The sequence below is a fragment of the Rhodospirillaceae bacterium genome (genome assembly GCA_040219235.1).
GTDB lineage: Bacteria > Pseudomonadota > Alphaproteobacteria > Rhodospirillales > Rhodospirillaceae > WLXB01.
Map to the genome: position 1 here is coordinate 635,068 of JAVJSV010000011.1, position 23,489 is coordinate 658,556.

Annotated in this window: 22 protein-coding genes; 8 read left to right on the forward strand and 14 right to left on the reverse strand. The window is 50.9% G+C overall.

Annotated elements, in window-relative coordinates; all coding sequences use genetic code 11:
* Positions 1 to 134: 134 nt before the first annotated feature.
* The 3 genes from RIC29_06970 to RIC29_06980 are packed head-to-tail and all read right to left on the reverse strand — an operon-like array spanning position 135 to position 3,818.
* A complete protein-coding gene (locus RIC29_06970; protein MEQ8734648.1) occupies positions 135 to 1,823 on the reverse strand; it encodes an ABC transporter ATP-binding protein in 1,689 nt (562 codons plus the stop codon).
* Between the two features lie 38 nt (positions 1,824 to 1,861).
* Entirely contained in the window at positions 1,862 to 2,764 is a 903-nt protein-coding gene (locus tag RIC29_06975) for an ABC transporter permease (protein MEQ8734649.1), read from the reverse strand.
* 4 nt (positions 2,765 to 2,768) lie between these two features.
* Positions 2,769 to 3,818 carry an ABC transporter permease gene (locus RIC29_06980; GenBank protein MEQ8734650.1) on the reverse strand — a complete coding sequence of 350 codons (1,050 nt, stop codon included), beginning with the start codon at positions 3,816 to 3,818 and terminating at the stop codon, positions 2,769 to 2,771.
* Positions 3,819 to 4,106: 288 nt separating this feature from the next.
* Between RIC29_06980 and gap the strand changes: the two genes are divergently transcribed.
* From gap to RIC29_06995, 3 genes are read left to right on the forward strand one after another with little or no spacing between them, the layout of a single operon-like run.
* The gene (gap, locus tag RIC29_06985) at positions 4,107 to 5,114 is read left to right on the forward strand and encodes a type I glyceraldehyde-3-phosphate dehydrogenase (GenBank protein MEQ8734651.1); all 1,008 of its coding nucleotides are present in this window, start codon (positions 4,107 to 4,109) and stop codon (positions 5,112 to 5,114) included.
* Positions 5,115 to 5,123: 9 nt separating this feature from the next.
* A complete protein-coding gene (locus RIC29_06990) occupies positions 5,124 to 6,314 on the forward strand; it encodes a phosphoglycerate kinase (GenBank protein MEQ8734652.1) in 1,191 nt (396 codons plus the stop codon).
* 45 nt (positions 6,315 to 6,359) lie between these two features.
* Positions 6,360 to 8,054, forward strand: coding sequence for a tetratricopeptide repeat protein (locus RIC29_06995; protein MEQ8734653.1), 1,695 nt, complete (start codon positions 6,360 to 6,362; stop codon positions 8,052 to 8,054).
* A 24-nt stretch (positions 8,055 to 8,078) separates the two neighbouring features.
* Here the strand turns inward: RIC29_06995 and RIC29_07000 are convergent, their stop codons facing one another.
* Together RIC29_07000 and RIC29_07005 are read right to left on the reverse strand one after the other, a co-directional pair.
* Complete coding sequence (locus RIC29_07000; protein ID MEQ8734654.1) at positions 8,079 to 9,032, reverse strand: acetyl-CoA carboxylase carboxyltransferase subunit alpha; 954 nt, start codon at positions 9,030 to 9,032, stop codon at positions 8,079 to 8,081.
* A 77-nt stretch (positions 9,033 to 9,109) separates the two neighbouring features.
* Positions 9,110 to 9,982: a DUF4743 domain-containing protein gene (locus tag RIC29_07005; protein MEQ8734655.1), complete on the reverse strand. Its 873-nt coding sequence runs from the start codon at positions 9,980 to 9,982 to the stop codon at positions 9,110 to 9,112.
* Between the two features lie 112 nt (positions 9,983 to 10,094).
* On the opposite strand from RIC29_07005, the gene RIC29_07010 reads away from it, so the two are divergent.
* From RIC29_07010 to rpmB, 3 genes are all read left to right on the forward strand, one after another.
* Positions 10,095 to 10,907, forward strand: coding sequence for a hypothetical protein (locus RIC29_07010; protein MEQ8734656.1), 813 nt, complete (start codon positions 10,095 to 10,097; stop codon positions 10,905 to 10,907).
* An 11-nt stretch (positions 10,908 to 10,918) separates the two neighbouring features.
* Positions 10,919 to 11,332, forward strand: coding sequence for a hypothetical protein (locus tag RIC29_07015; GenBank protein MEQ8734657.1), 414 nt, complete (start codon positions 10,919 to 10,921; stop codon positions 11,330 to 11,332).
* A 154-nt stretch (positions 11,333 to 11,486) separates the two neighbouring features.
* The gene (gene rpmB / locus RIC29_07020; GenBank protein ID MEQ8734658.1) at positions 11,487 to 11,777 is read left to right on the forward strand and encodes a 50S ribosomal protein L28; all 291 of its coding nucleotides are present in this window, start codon (positions 11,487 to 11,489) and stop codon (positions 11,775 to 11,777) included.
* Positions 11,778 to 11,859: 82 nt separating this feature from the next.
* Here rpmB and RIC29_07025 read toward each other — a convergent pair whose 3' ends face one another.
* The 4 genes from RIC29_07025 to RIC29_07040 all read right to left on the reverse strand — a co-directional run bounded on the left by RIC29_07025 (position 11,860) and on the right by RIC29_07040 (position 16,314).
* Complete coding sequence (locus RIC29_07025) at positions 11,860 to 13,836, reverse strand: cobaltochelatase subunit CobT (protein MEQ8734659.1); 1,977 nt, start codon at positions 13,834 to 13,836, stop codon at positions 11,860 to 11,862.
* A gap of 14 nt (positions 13,837 to 13,850) precedes the next feature.
* Positions 13,851 to 14,834 (reverse strand): cobaltochelatase subunit CobS, encoded by a 984-nt coding sequence (cobS, locus tag RIC29_07030; GenBank protein ID MEQ8734660.1) that lies wholly within the window; start codon positions 14,832 to 14,834, stop codon positions 13,851 to 13,853.
* Positions 14,835 to 14,916: 82 nt separating this feature from the next.
* Entirely contained in the window at positions 14,917 to 15,708 is a 792-nt protein-coding gene (locus tag RIC29_07035; GenBank protein ID MEQ8734661.1) for an SDR family oxidoreductase, read from the reverse strand.
* Between the two features lie 30 nt (positions 15,709 to 15,738).
* Positions 15,739 to 16,314 (reverse strand): J domain-containing protein, encoded by a 576-nt coding sequence (locus RIC29_07040; protein ID MEQ8734662.1) that lies wholly within the window; start codon positions 16,312 to 16,314, stop codon positions 15,739 to 15,741.
* Positions 16,315 to 16,456: 142 nt separating this feature from the next.
* Here RIC29_07040 and RIC29_07045 point away from each other — a divergent pair, with 142 nt between their 5' ends.
* Positions 16,457 to 16,705: a BolA family protein gene (locus RIC29_07045; GenBank protein ID MEQ8734663.1), complete on the forward strand. Its 249-nt coding sequence runs from the start codon at positions 16,457 to 16,459 to the stop codon at positions 16,703 to 16,705.
* Positions 16,706 to 16,713: 8 nt separating this feature from the next.
* On the opposite strand, the gene RIC29_07050 is transcribed toward RIC29_07045, so the two are convergent.
* The 5 genes from RIC29_07050 to RIC29_07070 form a co-directional block, all read right to left on the reverse strand.
* Complete coding sequence (locus RIC29_07050; GenBank protein ID MEQ8734664.1) at positions 16,714 to 17,274, reverse strand: DUF2889 domain-containing protein; 561 nt, start codon at positions 17,272 to 17,274, stop codon at positions 16,714 to 16,716.
* 140 nt (positions 17,275 to 17,414) lie between these two features.
* A complete protein-coding gene (locus tag RIC29_07055) occupies positions 17,415 to 17,861 on the reverse strand; it encodes a CBS domain-containing protein (protein ID MEQ8734665.1) in 447 nt (148 codons plus the stop codon).
* Positions 17,862 to 17,943: 82 nt separating this feature from the next.
* Entirely contained in the window at positions 17,944 to 19,275 is a 1,332-nt protein-coding gene (locus tag RIC29_07060) for an HlyC/CorC family transporter (protein MEQ8734666.1), read from the reverse strand.
* Between the two features lie 33 nt (positions 19,276 to 19,308).
* Positions 19,309 to 20,421 carry a 3-dehydroquinate synthase gene (aroB, locus tag RIC29_07065; protein MEQ8734667.1) on the reverse strand — a complete coding sequence of 371 codons (1,113 nt, stop codon included), beginning with the start codon at positions 20,419 to 20,421 and terminating at the stop codon, positions 19,309 to 19,311.
* Positions 20,421 to 20,999 (reverse strand): shikimate kinase, encoded by a 579-nt coding sequence (locus RIC29_07070; GenBank protein ID MEQ8734668.1) that lies wholly within the window; start codon positions 20,997 to 20,999, stop codon positions 20,421 to 20,423. The genes aroB and RIC29_07070 overlap by 1 nt, the downstream gene beginning before the upstream one ends.
* A 397-nt stretch (positions 21,000 to 21,396) precedes the next feature.
* Between RIC29_07070 and RIC29_07075 the strand changes: the two genes are divergently transcribed.
* Positions 21,397 to 23,457, forward strand: coding sequence for a hypothetical protein (locus tag RIC29_07075; protein ID MEQ8734669.1), 2,061 nt, complete (start codon positions 21,397 to 21,399; stop codon positions 23,455 to 23,457).
* The last annotated feature ends 32 nt before the right edge of the window (positions 23,458 to 23,489 follow it).

A 23,489-nucleotide genomic window follows, 5' to 3' on the forward strand; every position in this document is an offset into this window, starting at 1 on the left:
TATTTATCTATGATTATTTTAATTATTAGCATAAAAATCTATGCAGGATGGTTTCCTGAAAAGCTATACTCATGCGCAGGGGCTGGATGCGCAGCAGACCGTTTCACGTTTAATGTGCGCGGGAAACGTGGAGCTTAGGCTACAAAAGCGCGTTCTAAGCTCGGCACGGCCGCCATAAGTGTTTTCGTGTACTCATGGGTTGGGGCCGTCAAAACCTGCTCTGCGTCTCCAGATTCGACAACTTTACTTTGGTACATCACGGCCACTTGGTCTGCGATGTGTCGCACAACGGCAACATCATGTGAGATGAACAGATATGTCAGTCCGTGCTCGTCTTGAAGGTCGAGCAGTAGGTTTAAGATCTGAGCTTGCACAGACACGTCCAACGCGGATGTCGGCTCATCGAGCACAAGTAGTTTTGGGCGCACAGAAAGTGCGCGTCCAACGGCAATACGCTGTCTCTGGCCACCTGAAAACTCGTGAGGTAAACGGTCGATTTGACTGGCTTCCAGTCCGACCATTTCACACAAGGCGACGGCCTGTTCGCGAAGTTCTGCTTTGCTGGGAGATTTCCCGACGGTCAGAGGTTCGGTCATAATTCTCCAGACCGGCCAACGCGGATCCAGAGATGATTGTGGGTCTTGGAATACGATCTGTATTTCGCGCCGTGTTTCAATATGGTGGTCTTTAATGTTTTTACCGCGATAGATGATTTCTCCATCGGCGAGCTTGTTCAGTCCAACAACAGCATTGGCCAAGGATGTTTTGCCACATCCTGACTCGCCAACCAGCGCCAAAGTTTCACCTTCTTTGATTTCAACGCTGACGTGATCAACAGCCGTATGGAATTTTACAGGCCGACCAAAGAAGTTGTAGTCCTTCGGATATCGCACAGTTCCATTCTTAATTTGCAGAATCGTGTTACCCGTGCGCGCAACGCGCGTGACCTGTCTGACGGGTTCAGCATCAACATTTGTAGTGCCACCTTCCAGCATAGCGGCGGCGACAGTCGCTAAGCGGCTTTTAGCCGGTTTACCTTCAGGTAATGAATTGAGCAGCGCTTTTGTATAAATATGTTGAGGGTTACCAATGACATCTTTCGTCAGCCCCTCTTCGACAAAATTACCTTTGTACATCACGTAGACACGATCGCAGAGTTGGGCAACCACGGCTAAGTCGTGTGTAATCAAAAGTACTGAGGTTCCCGTGGTTCTCGCGCGTTCTTTTAACAACTCCAATATCTGAGCTTGAACGGTAACATCCAAAGCCGTCGTGGGTTCGTCAGCGACGATGAGTTTAGGTGAGCAAGAAAACGCCATAGCAATCATCACGCGCTGGCGCATGCCGCCGGATAACTCGTGCGGAAAAGATTCGTATACGCGCTGAGGGTCGGTGATCTTTGTGTCAGCGAGAAGTTTAAGAGAAAGCTGCTCCGCTTCATCTTCAGACATATCCTTATGGCGAAGAATGACATCGTTGATTTGATCTTTGACGCGCAATACGGGGTTCAGAGCGGTCATGGGCTCCTGAAAGATCATCCCAATCTCTCCGCCACGTATCTGCTGAAGCTCTTGTTCATTCATCTCGCGCACTTCATGCCCGAGGACCGTAATATTACCTGTTGGAACGTTGATTTTCGTGCGTGGCAGTAGCTGCAACAGGTTCATGGCCGTGACAGATTTACCTGATCCGGATTCACCAACCACACCTACAATCTCTCCTTCGCCGATGGTCAGGGAGATTCCTTTAAGGACCTCAAGGGCCCCTGCTTGGCTTAGAAACTCGAGGCGCAAATCTTCGATGCGCACGACAGGCTTAACCATAATTGCTCCGGTCTAAAACTTTAAAGAGGGGCGGTATCCTAAACGTCGATGCTCCGACCCTTTTTACGAGAGAGGCTAGCGATACCATCGCCAACCAAGTTCATCGTAACAACGGCCATTACAATCGCGCCTGCTGGCACAATCAGCATCCAAGGCGCACGAATCATATACTGCCGACTTTCTGCCAGCATGTTGCCCCATGTCGGCACACCCAACGGCGCACCCAAACCAAGGAAGGACAAGGCGCTTTCGGCAATAAGTAGTCCAGCGAAGTGGAAGGCAAAAATGACGAACAGGCTCGCACGCACGCCAGGGAGTACATGCTTAAACATAATCGCCCAGCGACTTACGCCTGCCAAGCGTGCGGCTTGTACATATTCACGTTGAAACAGGCTGGAGGCTTCGGCGTAGATAACGCGCATGTAAACTACCCAAGACAACAGCCCGAGTGTCACAACCAGCGTCAAGAAACCCTGACCAACGACGACAACGACACAAATCAGAATCACCAAGCCAGGCAGTGATTGCAGCGTATAAACAAGTTGGTTAACGATGATACGAAGCCAGCCAGGTTTTTCTGCTGCCAAAAGTCCGAGTGTCGAGCCAAGGAAGAGGTTGATCACGTTTGCTGTTAGCGCGCAGGCCATTGACCATTGTAAGCCGTCCACCATACGAGACCATAAATCGCGCCCTAGGTGGTCACTGCCAAAAATGTAACCTTCCTGACCTGGAGGTGTGAATCGCTTCAGCAAGTCGCCCTGCATCGGATCATGGGTTTGTAAAAACTGACCAAAGATGGCCAGGACAGCAATAATCGTGAACAGTGTGAAGGCTATGATGATTTCGGGGTTTGCGACCTGCCTGAATTTGTTCCAATCAAAGGTCTTCCCTTCATTGGCCCCCATGAGGCCACCCGTGCGGCTGACTTTAACTTCTGACATCTGATCAGCCTCCCTTTGTGCGTAAACGGGGGTCAAGGAATTGGAAGCTCAGATCCGTCAATGCATTTACAGAAAACACCAATGTTGCAATGCATAGCGCGAGAGCCTGAACCACAGGAAAGTCCAAAGTCTGCGTTGACTCAATCAGCAGCCAACCAATACCTGGCCAGGCGAAAATCGTTTCTGTGATGACAGCACCACCAACAAGGAAGGCAAACTGAGTGCCGATTAATGCCGCTGCGCCTAACAAGGCGTTTGGTAGGGCATGTCGCCAGAGCAATGTTGAGGCGGGTGCGCCGCCAGCTCGGGCGGTGCGGATATAATCCTCGCGCATAGCTTCAGCGGTATTCGCTGCTACCACGCGGGTGAGGCTGGGCATTAGGAACCAAGCCAGACTTGCAGCAGGCAAAATCCAAGTTTTTGATGGCACGGGTACGGGGATGGAAAAACTTTCTGTGATCGCCCATTCAATGATCGTGCCCCACTCCATGCCGAGGGATGGTAGCCATCTCAGGTTCACCGCAAAAATCTGAATAAAAATGAGGGCGCTCACAAATCCTGGCACTCCCTGAAACACAAAGATGATGCCAGATACACCGCGGCGATCGGCCCGTTCAGGTTTAAATCCCAGCCAAGCGCCAAGCGGAATCGCAACCAGTATAGACATAGCCATTGCTAAACCTGCGATTAACAAGGTGGCGGGCAACATTGTCAGTACTTTTTCCATGGCAGGCTCGCCGCTGGCCAACGACTTGCCAAAGTCGCCTTGCAGCAGGTTACCCATGTAATTGAAGTATTGGACAACAAGCGGCTTATCCAATCCATATTGAATACGGATCGCTTCAAGCTGCTCCGGCGTGGCATCATTGCCAGCTAAAACAAGAGCAGGGTCTCCTGCCAAGCGCAACATAAAGAACAGCAGTGTTGTTACCGAGAACAGCAACACAGCCAAGCGCATCAGTTGATGCAGAATCGGAACAAACGGGCCAATAATGGCCTCAAAAGTCCCCCCGGACGGCTTATCCGAAGGGGCGGTTTCAGCTGTTGAGCTCATGCCTCTCCTGCGTTCTCTAGTTTATATTTTTCTTATTATTTTTTTATTAAAGTGTTGTGAAGCGCTTTCTATACGACACATTTTTAGCCAAACGACCTAAATCCCGACATTTGACCGATATCTGAACATAAGTCTCGTGGCAGGGAACGCAAGCGAAAGCATACCTCCGAGAAAAGATTGCTATCCCTTGGAATTCTAAGGCCGGTGGTGTATCCCCGAGCAACGTCGGTATCATGCTAAACTAAGGCAAAGCCGACTCGGTTTCGGATCGTAAAGGACGTATCAAAAATGGCTGTTCGTATAGCAATGAATGGATTTGGGCGCATTGGCCGCATGGTCTTGAGGGCTTTGGCTGAATCTGGACGTGATGACATAGAAGTCGTTGCCATTAATGACCTAGGCTCACCTGAAGACAATGCTCATCTGCTGCGATTTGATTCAGTGCATGGTCCATTGCACATGAACGTGGCCGTTTCTGGCGATTCGATGTCCGTTGGTGACCGGAAGATCAAAGTCTTGGCTGAGCGTGATCCATCAAAACTGCCTTGGGCAGACCTTGACGTCGATATTGTGGCCGAATGCACAGGTATCTTTTCGGATCGTGATAAGGCATCGGTCCATTTGGAGGCCGGAGCCAAGCGCGTTTTGGTCTCTGCGCCGTCTAAAGGTGCGGACCTGACGGTTGTTTACGGTGTTAATCATAACAAGCTGTCCTCTGAGCATCTTATTGTTTCAAATGCATCCTGTACAACCAACTGCCTAGCCCCCGTTGCGCACGTTCTTAATCAATCTTTTGGGTTGAATCACGGTTACATGACGACAGTTCATGCCTTCACGGGAGACCAAAGAACGGTCGATACGCTTCACTCTGATCTTCGTCGTGCCCGCGCAGCTTCGGTCAGCATGATTCCAACTTCTACCGGTGCCGCGAGAGCCGTCGGTGAAGTGCTTCCCGAACTTAAAGGTAAGCTGGATGGGTCCGCCATTCGTGTTCCTACACCGAATGTTTCAATGATTGATCTTAAGTGCGTCCTCGACAAAACTGTTACTGAAGATGACATAAATGGCGCAATGCAGGCTGCTGCAGATGGAGCTCTTAAGGGGGTCTTGATAATAAATGAGCTTCCATTGGTGTCCATAGATTTCAATCACAGCCCAGCCAGCTCCACGTTCGATGCTACTCAGACGAAGGTTCTTGAAGGTAACTTCGTTCGTGTTCTGTCGTGGTACGATAACGAATGGGGCTTTTCGAACAGAATGCTCGATACAGCTGTGGCCATGGGTAAGGTGATCTAGGAACAGGCCGTGCCAGCTTATCGATCTCTAAAGGACTTCAAAGTCGACGGTCAGCGTGTTCTGGTGCGAGGTGACCTTAATGTCCCCATGGCTGAGGGTCACGTCACTGATGTGACTCGTCTAGAACGCTTAGCGCCGACACTTCTAGATTTGTCCAACCGCGGGGCTCGGGTCATTGTTCTGTCTCACTTTGGTCGACCGAAAGGGGAACGTCGCGAAGATATGTCATTGGCTGCGGTTGCCGGCGCTTTGGCCAAAGTGCTGGGAAAGCCGGTGACATTTGCTGACGATTGTGTCGGTGCTGCAGCGGAATCAGTTGTCAACGGCCTCGCGTCTGGAGATATCGCTGTGTTGGAGAACCTGCGGTTCCATCCTGGCGAGGAAGCCAACGACCCTGACTTTGCGCGTGATCTTGCTGAGTTGGGAGAGTTTTATGTAAACGATGCTTTTTCTGCATCACATAGGGCGCATGCTTCAACGGAACAGTTGGCGCATCTGCTACCGAGTGCGGCTGGCTTGCAAATGCAGGCTGAGTTGGATGCCCTGTCCAATGCCTTAGAAACACCTGCGCGTCCTGTCGCAGCTCTCGTCGGTGGTGCCAAAGTGTCGTCCAAACTCGCTGTGCTTGGGAACCTAGTCGACAAGGTCGACATGCTGATCATCGGCGGTGGAATGGCGAATACGTTTCTTCATGCGCAAGGGATTGAGGTCGGCGCTTCACTGCATGAACCGGACCTAGCCGATACCGCTCGTGATATTCTCGCCAAAGCGGAGCGTGCCAACTGCGAAATCATATTGCCAACAGATGCCGTGGTTGCGTCTGGACTTAAAGAAGGTGTTGAAACACAAATCTGTAATATTGACTCTGTACCTCATACCAAAATGATTCTTGATATTGGACCCGATAGCATTGCTGACCTGGAGCAGCGCCTTACAGGCTGTGCCACGATCGTATGGAACGGGCCACTTGGCGCTTTCGAAACCAAACCCTTCGATGCGGGGACTAATCGTGTTGCAAAAGCTGCGGCAGCTCAAACATCAGCGGGGAAGCTCGTTTCCGTCGCAGGGGGAGGCGACACAGTCGCAGCCCTCAATGGTGCAGGTGTAACTGATCAGTTCACCTATGTTTCGACAGCTGGCGGTGCCTTTTTAGAGTGGCTTGAAGGCAAAGATTTGCCGGGTGTGAAGGTTCTTTCCTAGAGCATTTAGGCTCGCTTCACGCGCCAAACGTACTAATGTGATGACATGTTAGCACATGTAAAAAGCCTAATACGGCGACATTTTCCAAACCGCACTCTTGCGGAGCAGTTGAATGACCAGGGCACAGATTTTGCAATGGCTGGTAATTTTCAGGAGGCTCGCAAGGCTTTTAAACAAGCCCTTCAAGCCAACCCCATGCTGCCAGAAGCATGGGCTAACCTTGGTCAAAGCGCGCTGACTGAAGGGGACCCTCAGTCAGCTTGTGAGTTCTTTAAGCGGGCGGTTGCGCTTGATCCAAACCAGGCCGAAGCGCTTGATAATTGGGGTAATGCGCTGGTTCGTCTAGGACGTTTGACGGACGCTGCTGAGAAGCACGCACAGGCGTTAACGCTAAAGCCCAATTTGAGTAGCGCCAAGGCTCATTTAGGAAATACGCTGCTTGTAATGGGGCGTGTAGAAGAAGCCCAGACTCTCGTGCAACAGGCTTGGGGTGAAAGCCCATCCGATCCCGTTATTGCTAGCTTGGCCTTGTCGGCGGCTTTGCACTCGACGTCTTTGTCCCCAGAGCAGGTTTTTGCCGGCCATTGCCGATGGCCAGGCGCTGAAATAAATGCTCCAGCTCGCACAATATCAAACCCTGATCCAAAGCGAAGATTGAAAATCGGTTATCTCTCAGGCGATTTTCGCACACATTCATGTGCTTGCTTTTTATTGCCACTCATGCGTGCCCACGATCGCGCGCAGGTCGAGGTGTACGCGTACAGCAATACTATCAATCAGGACGAAGTTACTAACAGATGCCGTCAAGCTGTCGATCAATGGCGAGACGGCACGCAATTGTCAGATAGTGTCCTGGCAGAGCAGATCGAGTCTGATGGGATTGATATTCTGGTTGATTGTTCCGGGCATACGGATGGCAACCGGCTTGAGGTGTTTGGGTTGCGTCCGGCGCCATTGCAGATGACATGGTTAGGCTACCCAAGCACCACAGGTCTAGCCGCTATGGACATTCGTTTGAGTGATGCTGTTGCTGATCCACCGAGGACGTCAGAGCATTTACACAGCGAGCAAGTTTTGCGATTGCCTAAAGGGTATCATACTTATGCGCCTATTATTGAAGCGCCAGAGCCTTCAGATGATATTAGCACTGGACCAATAAGATTCGGTGCATTCCATAACTTAGCGAAATTTTCTGACTCATCCGTTGAGCTCTGGGTCGATGTCCTAAAAAAAGTGCCTGACAGTTTATTATGCCTCAAGGCTAGGGGGCTCGATGACCCTGATGTCTATAAATACACACAGCAGCGTTTCACTAGTAAAGGTATCGGCAAAGGCCGCCTTGAACTGTCGCGATGGCAATCTCAATACGGCAAGCACTTTGAAGATTTTGCAGCGATTGACGTGATGCTTGATGCAACTTCTTATAACGGGACGACCACAACATGCGAAGCGCTGTGGATGGGAATCCCAGTCGTGACGCTATGCGGTGATCGCACGGCCAGTCGGGTGGGAGCGAGTTTGTTGACTCAGATCGGCCATCCGGAATTGATCGCAAAAAGCGCTGATGAATATGTGAGTGTTGCCATTGAACTGGCATCCGCCCATCAACGAAGAAAACTCCTGCGGTCTAGCTTGAGGCAAGATATTCTGGCTTCAACGTTGGGGGATGAGGCTTTGTTTGCACGCACTGTCGAAGATGTGTATCGAAAAGCGTGGCAAAAAATTTGTGAGCAGAAATAAAATTTGTAGTTTGAGTTAGCGCAATCACCTTTTCTCCACGCGTCCCATCGCAAGAAATTTATCGCGTCGGCGAGCGCGAAGCTGGCCACCGTCCACCTTTACAAGTGCGTTGAGGTGTCGCTCAAGGGTATCGCCTACGCGGGCGAAGGCTGCATCAGTATCGCGATGGGCTCCACCAACCGGTTCTTTAATGATGTCATCAATCACACCTAATCGGTCGAGGTCTTGAGCCGTTAACTTAAGCGCTTCAGCGGCGGACTTCGCTTGATCTCCATCGCGCCAAAGAATAGAGGCACAGCCTTCAGGTGATATGACCGAATATATTGAATGCTCTAACATCAAAACAATGTTGCCAGTCGCTAAAGCAATGGCCCCGCCCGAGCCACCTTCACCGATAACGGTGCTTATCAGTGGAACTCGCAAATTAAGGCAAGTTTCAATGGATCGCGCGATAGCCTCAGCTTGCCCGCGTTCTTCTGCCCCAACACCTGGGTATGCTCCGGCCGTGTCGATAAAGGTCAGAACGGGCACGCCAAACCGGTCAGCCAATTCCATCAGTCGTCGGGCTTTGCGATACCCCTCAGGCCGGGCCATGCCGAAATTGTGTTTCAGGCGCGTCTCTGTATCTCGGCCTTTTTCTTGACCTATTACCATGACGGAGCGGCCCCGAAATCTTCCGACACCTCCAATAATGGCGGCATCCTCAGAGTAATTTCTATCCCCGGCTAGCGGCAAAAAGTCAGAAATCAGAGCATTAATGTAATCTTGACAGTGCGGTCGTTCGGGATGCCTCGCGACCTGCGTTTTCTGCCAGGGTGACAGTTTAGTATAGAGCGTTCCCAGGTCTTTGTTGACGCGGGTTTGGAGACGGGACACTTCCTCAGCAATGTTCAGGCCATCTGCGTGACTCATGTGACGCAACTCAGCAATCTTGCCTTCAAGCTCGGCGATTGGTTTTTCAAACTCTAAAAAATGCATTGTATCTCCCACGCCTGCGCCGCTTTAGGCGCGCATCCTTGAGAACCGGGGGCAGGATGTCAACGTGCGTTTTGATATCATACGGCATGATATATGGGGCTATCCGAATGTAATCCAGCCAGAATTTCTTCATAATCAGGCTCTGTGTCAGGTGAAATTACGCCGTGCCGTATGGCAAAATCCAGTATCACCAGTGACACATTGAATTTGAAATCTGTAGTCTCACGGACAATTGAGAGCGCTTCCTCGATGGGCATTAGCTGAAATCCCGAAATTTCGCCATCCTGGTTTTCTGGGGTGAAGTCCTCTGGCACAGCCAGATCATAACAAAATAGGGTATCTGCCTTAAGACCAAGAGGGTTCTCAAAGCAGTAAGATACGGTTCCTGTTGAAATAGCTTCAGAGACAAGCGTTGCGGGCACAGCGGCTTCTTCGTTGCACTCTTTAATGAGATTTTGCCACAAACTCAGCCCAACAGGCTGGCCGCCTGCTACCATGTTATCGAGTTTGTTGGGTTCGACATGTCTGTCAGCGTTCCGCGTTCCGATCCAAAGATAGAACTGCTCAGATTTTTTGATATAACCGTTGAGGTGCACGCCATATGCCCGGGTTCCGAACAGTGGGACTAAGGCGCGGTCTATTGTGAAATGATCGCGAGACGCCCACGTTCGCCGCACCGGGTAGGTCTCGCCAAGTAATTTAGATATCCATCCAGCAGCGATCCAGTCTTGTGTCAGCTCATTAATGACGGCGTTGCGATCCTCAATTGATTGCAATTTCTCAGAAATCGTCACGCTCTGGTTTGTTACGACGAAGATGTCAGAATATTCCGCCAAGGCCTTGGCAAAAGCGTGTTTAACCCACCCGACGCACTGCCCGTCGGCGAGAAATGGGACAAACCCCGAGAGCCGATAGGTGTTGCAGGCTTTCACTCGATCTAAGTAACTCACGTCTGACGAGACTCCTTAATTACAGAACCGGCTCTATGGCCGAGTCCGTTCAACTTCCGTATAGTAATTGTCCAAAGCGTCCACTTCTAACCTCTGTATGTTCGGACCAACCATGGAACGCAAAGTAAAATCCGCTTTAAGGCTATTTGTTTTTGTTTTAGCTGTGGCCGTTACCACCGGATGGGTGGTGCTGTGTTTCGGGTATTTGAACCGCCTGGGCTGGGATGGTTTGCTCTCTTTAGATCCTGGGCCACTTGCGGCTACCTTGGCGGCAGGCGCAGGCCCCCCGGTTGCGTTGTGGCTAATTCTGATGGTCATTGGTCAACGCCAGGAATTAGCTGACCTGCAAAAAGGGCTGGTCGATTTTGCCGTGGTGTTGCGCCGTGGGCAGGACCAAGCAGAGATTAATGGTCGCGCTTTGCTTGAGTTAACGGCTGCGTCACACCGCAGTGCAGCCCAAGACGGTCTTGCTCTGATATTAGATGATATCACCTCCCATGCCGCCGTGGTGGCAGAGCGGTTGGGTGTTTTAGACCCCGATGGCTTAGATATGGCTTGGGCACGATATGGTGCCGGTGACCGGTGGGCGCTTATTCGACCTTTCCTGGATCGTTCCCTTGCCGAAGATGACTTCGAATCGAGGCTTCGTATGGCCCTGAACGATGACGTGCAATCCAGGTTGGCTGCGGACACTTTTCTGCGACGCCTTGAGATGCTGCGCGCCAGAGATGGCTTGCCTCATGCACAAAAGATGATTCAGGAAGTGCTTGAAGATGGACCCATGGCGCAGGTGGCCAGATTTTTCCAGCAAACTTCAGGGGGGTCGGGTGAGTTGGAAAACAACACTTCCAATACGCTGGATTCAATCGATGATCGTCTTGGCCCACAGCCCACCCTGTTTCAGCCTGACTCTAAATCCGCTTAAGTACAGTGTGGATGTCGATTTTCAGAAAATTATTTGGTGGCAAACCAAAAACAACCAAGTCCGTTAATGATGTGCGCGGAAAGACTAAGCGCTTTAGATCAGCACATGATCCGCTTGAAACTCGGATTGCGGCGCGCCGCAGAGATAATCTAAAAGCTGCCGAAATCAAGGCGGTTTTGACTGCCGCTCCAGTTTTACCACGACCGAATATTGCGGATGCGGTCCTGTCAGCTGAAAAACTGATCCGGCAGCCAGCATCCAAAGAGAAAAAAGCGGCCATAGACCGCGCTTTACGTCTGAAGGGCTCAGACCGCGTGATTCGAGAGACTTTAGCACATCCTTTGCGACAATATATTGGACTAGCTATTGTCCGTGGCCTGATGGAATGTGGTGAGAAGGGCGGAACACCTAACACCCCCCAATAGATGCAATTCGGCCAGTTTGACGACCTGCAACCCAGGAAAAGCCGCAAAAAATGGGATGTGAGACCTTGACGTTGTTGAGGGGTGCGGCTACAAACCCGCCTTGATTTTCGAACTCGGCCTCGAAATGCCTGAGTTTTATCCACAGGAGTGTGACATGTCACGACGCTGTTCTTTAAGCGGAAAAGGCGTAATGACGGGTAATAACGTCAGCCATGCCATGAACAAGACCCGCCGGCGTTTCTTGCCGAACTTGCAGGATGTTTCACTATTGAGCGAAGCGCTGGACAAGTCCTTTAAGCTGCGGGTTGCAACAAGCACATTGCGCACCATTGAGAAGCGCGGTGGGTTGGATGCTTATTTAATTGGATCAAGAGACGTTGAATTAACCGATGAGGCTGTGAAGATGAAGCGTCAGGTTAAGAAGGCACAATCAATCGCTGCATAAGTGTTTGGTTGCTTCGGAATTAAAAAAGGTCCGTTCAGCGGGCCTTTTTTTGTGTCTGTTTATGAGTTCATCCGTCAGAGATCTAAATGACCATTTGAGAATAGCCGAGCGTTTGGCGAAGCTCGTCCTCGTCAAACAAATCCGTGAGTTGAGACATAACGGCTCCGCCTAACTCGTCTACATCCATCAGGGTTACGGCACGTCGATAGTAACGTGTGACATCATGACCAATGCCAATGGCCAGCAATTGGACGGGTGAGCGGTTCTCGATAAAGCTGATGACGTCTCTGAGATGTTTCTCAAGATAATTGCCAGGATTAACAGAGAGCGTTGAGTCATCGACAGGTGCTCCGTCGGAGACAACCATGAGGATGCGGCGGGACTCAGTTCGGCCTATCAGTCGGTTATGGGCCCACGCCAGAGCTTCGCCATCAATGTTCTCTTTTAAAATACCTTCACGCAGCATCAGGCCGAGATTTTTTCGCGCACGCCGCCAAGGCGTATCCGCAGATTTATAGATAATATGTCGCAAATCGTTGAGTCGGCCTGGGTGCGCCGGTTTTCCGCTGTCGGTCCAATTCTTTCGCGCTTGTCCACCTTTCCACTGGCTTGTGGTGAAACCAAGAATCTCGACCTTTACGCCACAACGCTCCAGCGTGCGAGCAAGGATATCTGCACTCATGGCTGCTATCGTTATGGGACGCCCGCGCATCGACCCTGAGTTATCAATAAGAAGTGTGACCACTGTATCCCGGAAGTCCATTTCCTTCTCACGCTTAAAGGTCAGCGAATGCAGGGGGTTAGTGATAACGCGTGCGAGTCGGCTTGTATCCAACAGACCTTCTTCCAAATCAAATTCCCAACTGCGGACCTGCTGCGCCATCAGTTTACGTTGAAGCCTGTTTGCCAGTCGGGAAACAATGCCCTGCATATGTGCGAGTTGGCGATCAAGCTGTGCCCTCAAACGATTCAGTTCTTCGGGGTCACATAAGTTGAAGGCATCTTCAACTTGATCAAATTCAGAGGTGTAAATTTTGTAGCGTTCGTCTTCGTAGGTTCGATTGTGACCGGATTGTGGTTTTGGTTCTTGTCCGTCATTGCCTGGATCTTCCGCACTTTCCATCGCAAAGGGGACGGCTAGTTCTTCGCTTTGATCATCGGGCTGAACATCTTCATCGGTGTCACCAGCTTCCGGATCAGCATCGCCTTGATCTGGCTCTGACTTTTCTTCTCCTTGAGACTCTCCTTCATCCCCTTCAGATGTTGAGTCTGACTCTTCATTCAGGTCTGGGCTTTCGTCTTCGTCTAGGTCGCGACCACCATCGTCTTTTTCTAAATCAAGAACCTCAATCATTTCTCGTAAGATATTTGAGAACTGCTTTTGATCATGCAATGAGTCTGTTAGTCGCTCTAAATAGGGGGCCAAGGCGTCGCCATATTCACGCTCTGCGACCGTGAGTACATGTTTGCCAGCCTCACCGAGTTCAAGGGCACCGCATTTAGAATGAATCATAACCTTGAGGGCGTCTTGCATCTGTATTTGAATAGACGCGCGGGCCATTTGATAGCCTTCCAGCGCTAGACGCTGCTCCAGAGCTTTGCCCAGATTAGAGGAGACGCCTTTGTAATCTTTGGACCCCAGCACTTCGACGCGAGCTTGTTCCATCGCGTTGTAGGCATCGATCGCATCTTTACCATGGGGAATCCGGCGTTGATGAACGGCGTCACTGTGATGACGGAGGCGCATGGCACTTGCGTCGGCCGAGCCGCGTAACCGGATCACGTTTTCTTTGTTTAGTTTGGCAGGGGGGAGCGGAAGGCGAATTTCTGCACCCTGACCGCCTGTTTTTTGATTGGTTGCGATGGGCGTGAACGAGACGTTGGTGTCGGCTCGCCCCGAGAGTGCCTTAACAGCAGCAACCGTGACTGTCTTGAGGTCTTCCATGCGTCCAGTGTTGCGGCTGAGCTCCTTGTTAGACGCAGTCGGCACGGTTTTTTTGAGCGCACTTCCGCCAACCGTTGGTGCGGCAACCGCGTCTGCTTTGGGATAAGGCGGCATGCGTAATCTTTAGATCAGGCGACCGAAGTCGCAACTGAGTCCGGCAGTTCCTCGCCAAAACACCTCTGGAAATATTCAGCAACCACCGCACGTTCCGTTTCGTCGCACTTGTTTAAGAACGAAACTCGAAACGCATAGGCGACGTCGTCAAATATCTCGGCGTTTTCTGCCCATGTAATGACGGTGCGGGGTGACATTACAGTTGAGATATCCCCCGATATAAACCCTGCGCGCGATAGATCAGCGACGCGTACCATGGCCGATAATGTCTCTTTGCCTTCTTTGTTGTTGTAGGCAGGCAGTTTGGCCAAGACAATCTCCGCCTCCGCGTCGTGCTCTAAGTAGTTGAGCGTCGAGACAATATTCCAACGGTCCATCTGCCCTTGATTGATTTGCTGAGTGCCGTGGTAAAGCCCGGTCGTATCGCCCAGGCCAACTGTGTTGGCTGTGGAAAAGAGACGAAAAGAGGGGTGAGGTTTAATAACCTTGTTTTGGTCAAGCAAGGTCAGTCGACCAGCAACTTCCAGCACGCGTTGAATCACGAACATCACGTCTGGTCGTCCTGCATCGTATTCATCAAAAACCAATGCGACTGGGTTTTGGAGCGCCCAGGGCAGGATGCCTTCGCGAAACTCTGTAATCTGTACGCCATCACGTAACACAATGGCGTCTTTACCCACCAGGTCAATCCGGCTGATATGGCTGTCTAAGTTAATACGCAAGCAGGGCCAATTGAGGCGCGCAGCCACCTGTTCAATATGGGTTGATTTTCCGGTGCCATGGTACCCTTGAATCATCACCCGCCTGTTGTAGGCGAAGCCCGCTAAAATGGCGCGTGTCGTATCCGGATCAAAGCGGTAGGTTGGGTCCAACTCCGGTACATGTTCGTCAGGTGTGCTGAAGGCTGGGACAGTCATCTTACTGTTGAAGCCGAAGATCTTCTTTACATTGACGGTCGTGTCGGGAATGCCGGAAGTGTGTTCGCTATCGGTTGCCATTGATTAATCCTTATGTGATGCCGGTTTATACCCGGAGGCGTGGTGGTTATGTAAAGCCCAGGTGACCCTTCATCTCCGAGGATTATGCAATGCCTTTCGTCCAACCGCCATCGGCGGTCAAATAGGTGCCGGTCATATTGGCAGCCCGATCAGAGGCCAGGAACACAGCCAGTCTGGCAATTTCGTCGGGTTGGCCCAGGCGGTCCATGGGAATTTGAGCCGTGTAGTCCGATTCGACTTCAGCCACGGTTCGGCCACTGCTGTTGGCGAGGTTATCCATTAAAGTGGTCCAGCGCTCAGTGCGCGTTGGTCCTGGGTTCAGGGCGTTCACCACCACATTATGGGGTGCCAACTCTTCTCCGAGGCCGCGTGTGATCGCTAACAATGCGGCATTGGCGGCGGATCCAGGTAAAAGGCGAGGTGATGGCTGCACACCCGTATTGCCGACGATGTTCACAATCCGGCCATATTTTTTCTTAATCATTGCTGGAATGACGGCACGCATCATACGAACTGTCGCCATCATTTTCAGTTCCATGCTGTCCCGCCAAACATCGTCTGGAATGTCCCAAAACAGCCCACCTTGTGATGCGCCTACGGAATTGACCAAAATATCAATTCGGCCAAAAGCGCCGATGCACGCTTTTGCCACATCGCCACAGGCGCTGTTTTGTTTCAGATCAACAGGCGCAATTTCAACGTGCACACCATGTGTTTTTGAGATTGCCTCAGCTTGTGATTTTAACGCCGTTTCATCACGCGCTGTTAGTAAGAGATTGGTGCCTTCTGCGGCTAACGCATTAGCCGTTGCGGCACCGAGGCCGCGGCTGGCCCCCGTGATCAATGCTGTTTTATCTTTTAATAGAAGGTCCATAACATCCGCAGTATTTGATTAAAGTGTAGATTAGACTTTAAGTGCAGACTTCAAAGTTTGGTAGGCTGCGTTGATCTTTTTCATTTTATTTTCCGCATCACGCGAGCCGCCATTGGTATCTGGATGATGTCGTTTAACCAACTCTTTATAACGGGCTTTCAGACGTTCCAGTGTCATGGGGCCGGAGAGCCCAAATGTGCGTCGTGCTAGGGTTTCTTCGTGTGAGAGAAGTACGACCTCTGAGGGTTCTGACTTATTGTCGATATATTCATCCCGATAAAGACCAAAGGGGTCAAAGACGTTCTGCCAGGGCCGCCCTGGTGCTTGCCGCGCACCCATTTTCCAAGTGGGTCTGTCCCACGTCGCTGCGCTACGGTATTCGGTTTCCATATCGTCAGGACCGAAGCCTTTATGAAAATTCCATTGTGCGTTGTAGAGCCGTACATGGTCCAAGCAAAATACGTAATAATCAGATAAAGCCTTATCAGTAGGGGCGCGGTGTTCGCCAACGCCAGAGCAGCCACGCCATTGGCACCGTCGAACAGCACCTGAGCCCACAGATTGCGGTCCAGGAAAAGTCTCATCGGATTTGCGCGTCGCTGTCATTTAGAAATTATCTGCCGGTGTTAGAAATCTGACAATATTGCTTCTTCAGAGGAATTATGCTTGCTGCATAAAGATACAAATCACTGTTGCAATTGGAGTAGGGCTCGTGAGCGAATATCGGAACCGTATTGAACAAAAACTGATGGCAGCTTTTGATCCATCAGAGCTTGTTATTCAAGATGACTCTCATCGCCATGCTGGCCACTCAGGTGCTCACCCTGATGGCGGGGGCGAAACCCATTTTAACGTTAAGATCGTCTCTCGAGATTTTATAGGCGAAAGCCGCGTAGCTCGGCAACGTAAAGTCTATGCGGTTCTTGCAGATGAATTGATAGAGCGTGTGCATGCCTTGTCATTGGTAACAATGACCCCAGATGAAGCCGCGCAGTAAGACCTAGTTTAGTCGCCAGTGAAGTGAGCAGGAAACTCCCGCTTAACGATTTCACCGTCCGAGGCCCAGGCATGGCAGGTGTCAAGTATGGGTGGTCTTTTGAGGGCCCCGGACTTCAATGCCGCACCCAATTTGCCCATGCGCTTGCCAACCAAGGTTTGGAACGCGGTTGTGGCTATGGGTTTGATCAGTTCAACCAAATGTGTGCAGCCGTGAGTGCCTCCTAATCGTTCCTGAACGTTTTTGGTTAACCCTTGTGTGATGCGCAGACCAATCAGCTTTTTGAAATTCGGCGTGATATTGCCACACATATTAAAGGGACTGAATTCTGTTACAGCCACGCAATCCCTTATGGTTAGGGTGTCATCAATGGTGATCCGCAGTCCCATGCTGTGCAAAGGTTCGCCAGCCTTGATCTCGCCGCGATCATGATTGGGAAAGCTGTAAGTTTTAATATCTGTCATCCACCCATCAATATCCAGCATGCCGTCAGCACGTTGGTAACCACGGCATTCAATATTGCGAATGTGCAGGAGTTCTCGTTCTTCGGGGGCAGTGGGCAGGGGCATGAAGACCTAAGCTACGAATTTTTATGTATACACAGTCCTAACCTACTCTCAGCGGGTCGCAAAGTGGCGAAGCCGAATAGCACCCGTGCAGGTCTTACATAACCAGCGCAAATATAGTGAGGACTGAAAATAGTGCTTCCTCAGCCAGTGCCGTAATTCTCTCCATAAATAAAGGCATTGCGATCTTTAAGATCTTCTTCAAGTTCCAAATTATAGATCGCATAAAGATCTCTAACAGAGACCATGCCAACAAGGATGTCACCATCCGTAACGGGCAAATGCCTGTAATTCCGTTCAATCATCATTTTAATGGCCTGAGACGCACTGTCATTTGGGTGCAAGGTATCTGGATTGGACGTCATTATATCTTTGGCCTGGGCCGTTTCCGCATCCAGACCTGCTGCGATAACACGGCTCGTCATATCACGCTCTGTAATGATGCCGACCAGTGCATCATTTTCTGTGACTAGCACAGCGGCGATCTTTTTTTCTCGCATCAAGTTGGCAATGGCACGCGCGGTATCTGATAGGCTAACGGTGATAAGGGTCTGACCGCTTATCACATCTGGGACAATCTTGCGCATCATGGTATGAAGCCCTCTCCCTTGTTATGGTCAAGACCGGAATACGATCCTGCCCGCAAAGTGTCGCGCTATTGGCCCGCAATGGTCAAGTTAGGCCCTTCGTCGGTTCCGTTTCCAGTGTTGCAGACTCTTTTTCGTCCTCGTCTTCCTCGCCGGATTTTGGCGGTGTTACGCGCAATTGGATGATCTGATTGCGTTGACGCCGCAGAATTTCAAACCGAAATCCATGAAAGATGAACACTTGGCCTGGTGTGGGGATAGATCGAGACTCGGCCATGACTAGCCCAGCAATGGTAGATGCTTCTTCATCGGGGAGGGACCATTCAAATTCGCGGTTCAGGTCGCGCAGGGTGACTGAACCTTCAACCAAATACGTACCATTGCGTTCGGCGAGAACGCCGGCAACAGAGACGTCGGTCTCATCGACAATGTCTCCGACGATTTCTTCTAAAATATCTTCCAGCGTGACGGTGCCTTGCACGTCCCCATATTCGTCAACAACAATCGCAAAGTGTTCACGTCGGTCGCGGAATGCATTGAGTTGGTCCAGCAAGTTGGTGGTTTCCGGAACGAACCATGGTGGCGTGCAAATGGACAGAACATTTATAGTGTCGAGTTCGCCTTTAGCAGATTGCACAGCGCGCAGAACGGATTTGGTGTGCAGAACCCCAACAATATTTTCGGTGGTTTCTTGCCACAGTGGAATGCGGGTGTAAGGGCTTGCAGAAATTTGAGCAAGAACCTCTGTCATTGGGAGGTTGGCATCAATTGTGATTAGGTTTTTACGATGGGTCATAATCTCGCCCACTTCGACATCGGCGAGGTCAAGGACACTGCGCAGCATGGCGCGTTCATGCTTCACTTCTTCTTTGATTTCTGCGTCGCCAGTGTGCAAGTCGATAGCGCCGCGCAATTCTGAAAGTGTTTGTTGGGCCGTCATTGCACCAGCGCCACTTGCACCCAAGAGCGTTAAGGCGATACGAACAATTCCTTGAATTACATAGTTAATCGGCTGAAATAAAACCGTGAGGACACGCATTATGGGGGCAACCGCCAAAGCCATTTTATGAGTGTGCATCAGCGCATAGGTTTTGGGTAATATCTCCGCGAAGATAAGAACCAGCAGAGTCATCACGGCCGTTGCATACACAACGCCGCGTTCACCAAACATCGTAATCATCAGACTTGTGGCCATTGCTGATGCCAAAATATTGACTAGGTTATTGCCCAGTAGAATGGTCGCGATGAGGCGCTCACGGTGATCCAAAAGTCTATTGACTGTCGCCGCCCGCTGATCACCATCATTTTCTCGCTGATGCATATGCGAACGCGAGGTGGCTGTTAAAGCTGTTTCAGACCCAGAAAAGAATGCTGAGAGAACTAACAGAAAAAGTACAAAGCAGGCGGTAAACACCATTAGTGGTGTGCTCCATGATAATCGAAACGGGTGTTAGCTAGTTAATGTGGCGTTCAGAACAGCAAGCACATCCTCTTTGGTGGCGTCTTGAGTTAGAAAAGCCTGGCCGATGCCGCGCACCAGTACAAATGTGATGCGGCCATCATGAACTTTCTTGTCTTGCGTCATATGTGAATATAGGAGTTCTGCAGAAAGGCCATGAGCTTTGCGTGGCGCTTTTGTTGGCAGGTCTAATTCATTAAAATGCTGTTTTACGCGCTCCAGGTCAGTCTCTGGGCTCAACCCAAGCTTTGCAGATAGGTCAAAAGCCAAAACCATACCCAGGGCCACGGCTTCGCCGTGTAATATGTCGCCTGAGTATCCAAGTTCAGCCTCAAAGGCGTGCGCAAAGGTGTGTCCCAGGTTTAGCAAAGCGCGCACGCCACCTTCGCGTTCATCGGCCGCTACAATAGCGGCTTTGGCTTTACAACTTGTTTCTATGGCTTTGGTCACCACCTCGCCATGTCCAGACAATACATGAGCGCCGTTTTTTTCTAGCCATGCCCAAAAATCAACATCGCCCAACAATCCATATTTGCAAACTTCCGCATAGCCTGCACGGCGTTCACGGTCTGGAAGTGTTTTGAGGGCGTCGATATCAATCAGCACCGCTTTAGGTTGATGAAAGCTGCCCGCCAGGTTTTTTCCCTGTGCAGCATTGATGCCTGTTTTGCCGCCGACAGAACTGTCCACTTGAGCCAGCAGTGTGGTCGGAATCTGCACGAAGTCGATACCGCGTAAAGTGATTGAAGCGGCAAAACCAGCGAGATCACCAACGACACCGCCGCCCAGTGCAACGACAGTGGTTGAGCGTTCAACCTTGGCGGCAAGCATTGCTTCCACAACGCTTTGCAGGTGATCAAAATTCTTTGTGGCCTCTCCAGCCGGAACCGTCAGCGCATCGCTGGCGATGTTCGCCGTGTGCAATGAGTCTTGAAGCCGCTTTAGGTAGAGCGGTCCGACATTACTGTCTGTGATTATAAAAACGCGCTGCTTTCTGAGAATGGGTAACAGCAAAGTTCCAGCTTGATCTATCAGGCCAGATCCAATGTGAATGGGGTAACTTCTATCAGCTAGGTCGACGTCTAAGGTCGTCATCTTGCTCATCACGTCGCCTTAGCTTTGGCCAATGCAGTTTCATGCGCTTCGATGGCGTCAAGGACGCGATTGCAAGTTACGTTTGCACTGTCGGACCCGGTTTCAACGGTAATATCGGCTTCTGCATAAATCGGATACCGCTGCTCAATCAGATTCGACAATATTTCTCGTTGATCCCCTGAATTTAGAAGAGGTCGGTGGGTGCGCCCTGCTGTGCGTACCACCAGTGTGTCGAGGTCGGCTCGTAACCATACGGATAGTCCGTTTTCATGAATCAACTTACGGGTTTGCTGGTCGATGAAGGCCCCCCCGCCTGTGGCTATCACTGAGGGCGGTCCGTCAAGTAGGCGGGCTATAACGCGGCGTTCACCATCGCGAAACTCGTCCTCACCGTAACGCTCAAAGATATCCACGATCGAACATCCGGCTGCGGCCTCAACCTCTGCATCTGCGTCAAGAAAGGGAATGTCTAATTGTTGAGCAATCCGCCGACCTACACAGCTTTTACCAGCTCCCATAAGGCCGACAAGAACGATGGTCTTGTCAGGAAGTTGGATTTGATTGGATATGTCTGTATTGCGGGTCATGTGGATTTGAAGTGAGAAGCTATAAACAATTTAAAATACTACAAAGGCCAAAACTGCACTCGTTGAGCGTATAAATCGGATGTATACTTAAAGCGCGGAGTTGCTCCTTGCTAGACATTATCACACCTCTGACGTAGTGTCGCGGCCATAGGAAGGTCCTGGTTCCTGCGGTTCCCTGTCCGAAATGAGCAGGCGCCCTTGAACAGCCATAATTGACAGTAACCATGGCGTTTAAGGTATAATAATGCCCCACCAAATTTGGTTTAAAGCGAAGATATGAAGCTTATCTCTAGAATCCTCATTATCTTGGTTTTGCTCCTGATTGTCGGGGGCGGAATTGCACTGGCGACTTGGGACATGCCTCCGCCCGTGGCACCGCGAGAGAAGATTATTTCAAATGATAGATTCCGCTAGAGGCTTTGTTGCCGTTCAGTACCGTTTAAAATTTAGAAAGCAATGGGCATTAACTCCTATTGTTGCTGGGTTTCTTGTGGCCAGTGGCGTCTGCTCGGTTTATGCCCAGTCCTCCCAGGTCGACCAAACGCTCGATGCTGAGTCTTTGCAGCCACCAACATCACTATTCTCTGATTCAGCCTCATCAGAATCGCGGAATAGTGATACCCCTGCTGTGTCGGGTGGAGAGATTGCCGTTCGACAGCTAGAGGAGGTGAGTACAGACTCTATTGGGGTGCTGGATGAATTTTCTGATGGATTCCCTCTGAACTTATGGGAAGGGACGTCAAAAGAGCTGGTTGATCTACTCCTGCCTAAACTTCCAGATCAAACGCCGTCGGTTGTGACTCGGGAACTGGTGCAACGTCTTCTGCTGTCTGTCGCGCGTCCTCCAGAAGAAACCAAAACTCAGGATGTTTTCGTCGATATGACGGCTATTGTCCCAAGTGCATTAGGGTTCAATGCGGATGAAAACTTACCAGAGGACACGTCCGCGCTGGCAGAGCCGCAGGAAACAAATGCTGGCCTCGTTCTTCTTGAACTCAGGCTTGCCCGGCTTGCCGCGATGGGAGATTGGACCTCTGTTCAGGCTCTGCTTGAGGTCATACCGCAAGATTCTTTTGGCGATCGCATGCAGATTCTATCAACGGACCTTGCGTTGGTTGAGGGACGTGTTGACGACGCCTGTGACGCAGTCCAAGCCAATCTTCGGATGTCGAAGAATGTCTACTGGCAGAAAACGTTTGCTTTCTGTCAGCTCAGAGATGGCAACGTATCGAGCGCCTATCTCACAATAGATTTGCTTCGGGAGACAGGTGTTAATGATCCTGCATTCTTCTGGGTGTCGGAACTTATGGCGGGGAATCGCCCTATTACGCCTGCTGGCTTAGATCGGCTAACCCCTTTGCAGTTGGCTATGTTGCGTAGCGCCGGTCGCCCGTTTCCACCACAGTTGGTCACGAATGGAGACCCCACGCTCCTCAAAGTGCTTGCGACCGCTGAACTTCTTTATGTGGCTGATGATGGATTGGACGAGGAGGGCTTGGCAGAGCGCGTGCGCGAAGCGCGTGACCGGCGGCTTGATGCGGCTGAACGTGCTGTTGGTTTGGGGGCTTTAGACCCAGAAATTTTGCGCACGCTTTACCGGTCTGAAGTTGAAGAAGATACAGATAACGAGCAACCTGCAAGTTCAGCAACAGCCAGTAATGAGGATGTGTCGTCTGCTGAAGAAGATCTAAATCTAAGATCTATTCCTGTCAGCACCCCTGTTGATCGCGCTAAGTTGTTTCAATTGGCTGAATCTCAGACCATCCTTACTGCGCGCGCTGAGGTCATTTCCAGAGCCATCGATTTTGCCCGTAATGATCGAGGGCAGAATGGACCGAACGTTAGTGTTATGGGGGCAGTATATGCGCCCTTGCTCAAAACGATTGAGCCGAGTGGTGATTTGGTTTGGTTTGCTGGCAATGCCGCACGCGCATTGTTGGCGGTGAGTGAAATGGAAGCGGGTGAGGCGTGGCTGGAGCTATCGCAACTTTACGCACGTACAAGCATAGAGGCATCAGAAGTTGCTGCGGCAATGTGGCCTACGGAACGCCAATTGCAGCCCACACTAACAAACCGATTTACCCCGTTGCGTCTCAAGCGCTGGGAGGATTCGCGTCCACCCGGTCTGCGTGCCGCAGATAAAGCACTTGTTCTCAGCACGCTTATGGCTTTGGGCGAACCCGTTGCAAGTGAGGACTGGCTTGACCTGATGGATCGGCGTACGCATTCGTCGATAGAGTTACCAAGACCACAAATTTGGAATGGTTTGTCGTTGGCGGCAAAGAATGGGCGCATAGGTGAGACTGTCTTGTTCGCGGTGCTTGCCTTGAGTGAGGAAGGTCCAGAAGGTGTTTCTCCAGTGGTGCTGTCGCATGTGGTATCGTCTTTAATGACAATCGGCCTGGAAAACGAAGCGCGTCGAGTTGCTGTTGAAGCCGCTTTAGCGCGGGGTCTGTGATAATTTCTGTGTTGTTCCTATAACGGGCGATC

Coding starts and splice junctions, on each gene's coding strand:
- RIC29_06970 (MEQ8734648.1), bottom strand. CDS start 1,823: ATGGTTAAGCCTGTCGTGCGCATCGAAGATTTGCGCCTCGAGTTTCTA.
- RIC29_06975 (MEQ8734649.1), bottom strand. CDS start 2,764: ATGTCAGAAGTTAAAGTCAGCCGCACGGGTGGCCTCATGGGGGCCAAT.
- RIC29_06980 (MEQ8734650.1), bottom strand. CDS start 3,818: ATGAGCTCAACAGCTGAAACCGCCCCTTCGGATAAGCCGTCCGGGGGG.
- gap (MEQ8734651.1), top strand. CDS start 4,107: ATGGCTGTTCGTATAGCAATGAATGGATTTGGGCGCATTGGCCGCATG.
- RIC29_06995 (MEQ8734653.1), top strand. CDS start 6,360: ATGTTAGCACATGTAAAAAGCCTAATACGGCGACATTTTCCAAACCGC.
- RIC29_07000 (MEQ8734654.1), bottom strand. CDS start 9,032: ATGCATTTTTTAGAGTTTGAAAAACCAATCGCCGAGCTTGAAGGCAAG.
- RIC29_07010 (MEQ8734656.1), top strand. CDS start 10,095: ATGGAACGCAAAGTAAAATCCGCTTTAAGGCTATTTGTTTTTGTTTTA.
- RIC29_07015 (MEQ8734657.1), top strand. CDS start 10,919: ATGTCGATTTTCAGAAAATTATTTGGTGGCAAACCAAAAACAACCAAG.
- rpmB (MEQ8734658.1), top strand. CDS start 11,487: ATGTCACGACGCTGTTCTTTAAGCGGAAAAGGCGTAATGACGGGTAAT.
- RIC29_07025 (MEQ8734659.1), bottom strand. CDS start 13,836: ATGCCGCCTTATCCCAAAGCAGACGCGGTTGCCGCACCAACGGTTGGC.
- cobS (MEQ8734660.1), bottom strand. CDS start 14,834: ATGGCAACCGATAGCGAACACACTTCCGGCATTCCCGACACGACCGTC.
- RIC29_07035 (MEQ8734661.1), bottom strand. CDS start 15,708: ATGGACCTTCTATTAAAAGATAAAACAGCATTGATCACGGGGGCCAGC.
- RIC29_07040 (MEQ8734662.1), bottom strand. CDS start 16,314: ATGACAGCGACGCGCAAATCCGATGAGACTTTTCCTGGACCGCAATCT.
- RIC29_07045 (MEQ8734663.1), top strand. CDS start 16,457: ATGGCAGCTTTTGATCCATCAGAGCTTGTTATTCAAGATGACTCTCAT.
- RIC29_07050 (MEQ8734664.1), bottom strand. CDS start 17,274: ATGCCCCTGCCCACTGCCCCCGAAGAACGAGAACTCCTGCACATTCGC.
- RIC29_07055 (MEQ8734665.1), bottom strand. CDS start 17,861: ATGATGCGCAAGATTGTCCCAGATGTGATAAGCGGTCAGACCCTTATC.
- RIC29_07060 (MEQ8734666.1), bottom strand. CDS start 19,275: ATGGTGTTTACCGCCTGCTTTGTACTTTTTCTGTTAGTTCTCTCAGCA.
- aroB (MEQ8734667.1), bottom strand. CDS start 20,421: ATGAGCAAGATGACGACCTTAGACGTCGACCTAGCTGATAGAAGTTAC.
- RIC29_07070 (MEQ8734668.1), bottom strand. CDS start 20,999: ATGACCCGCAATACAGACATATCCAATCAAATCCAACTTCCTGACAAG.
- RIC29_07075 (MEQ8734669.1), top strand. CDS start 21,397: ATGATAGATTCCGCTAGAGGCTTTGTTGCCGTTCAGTACCGTTTAAAA.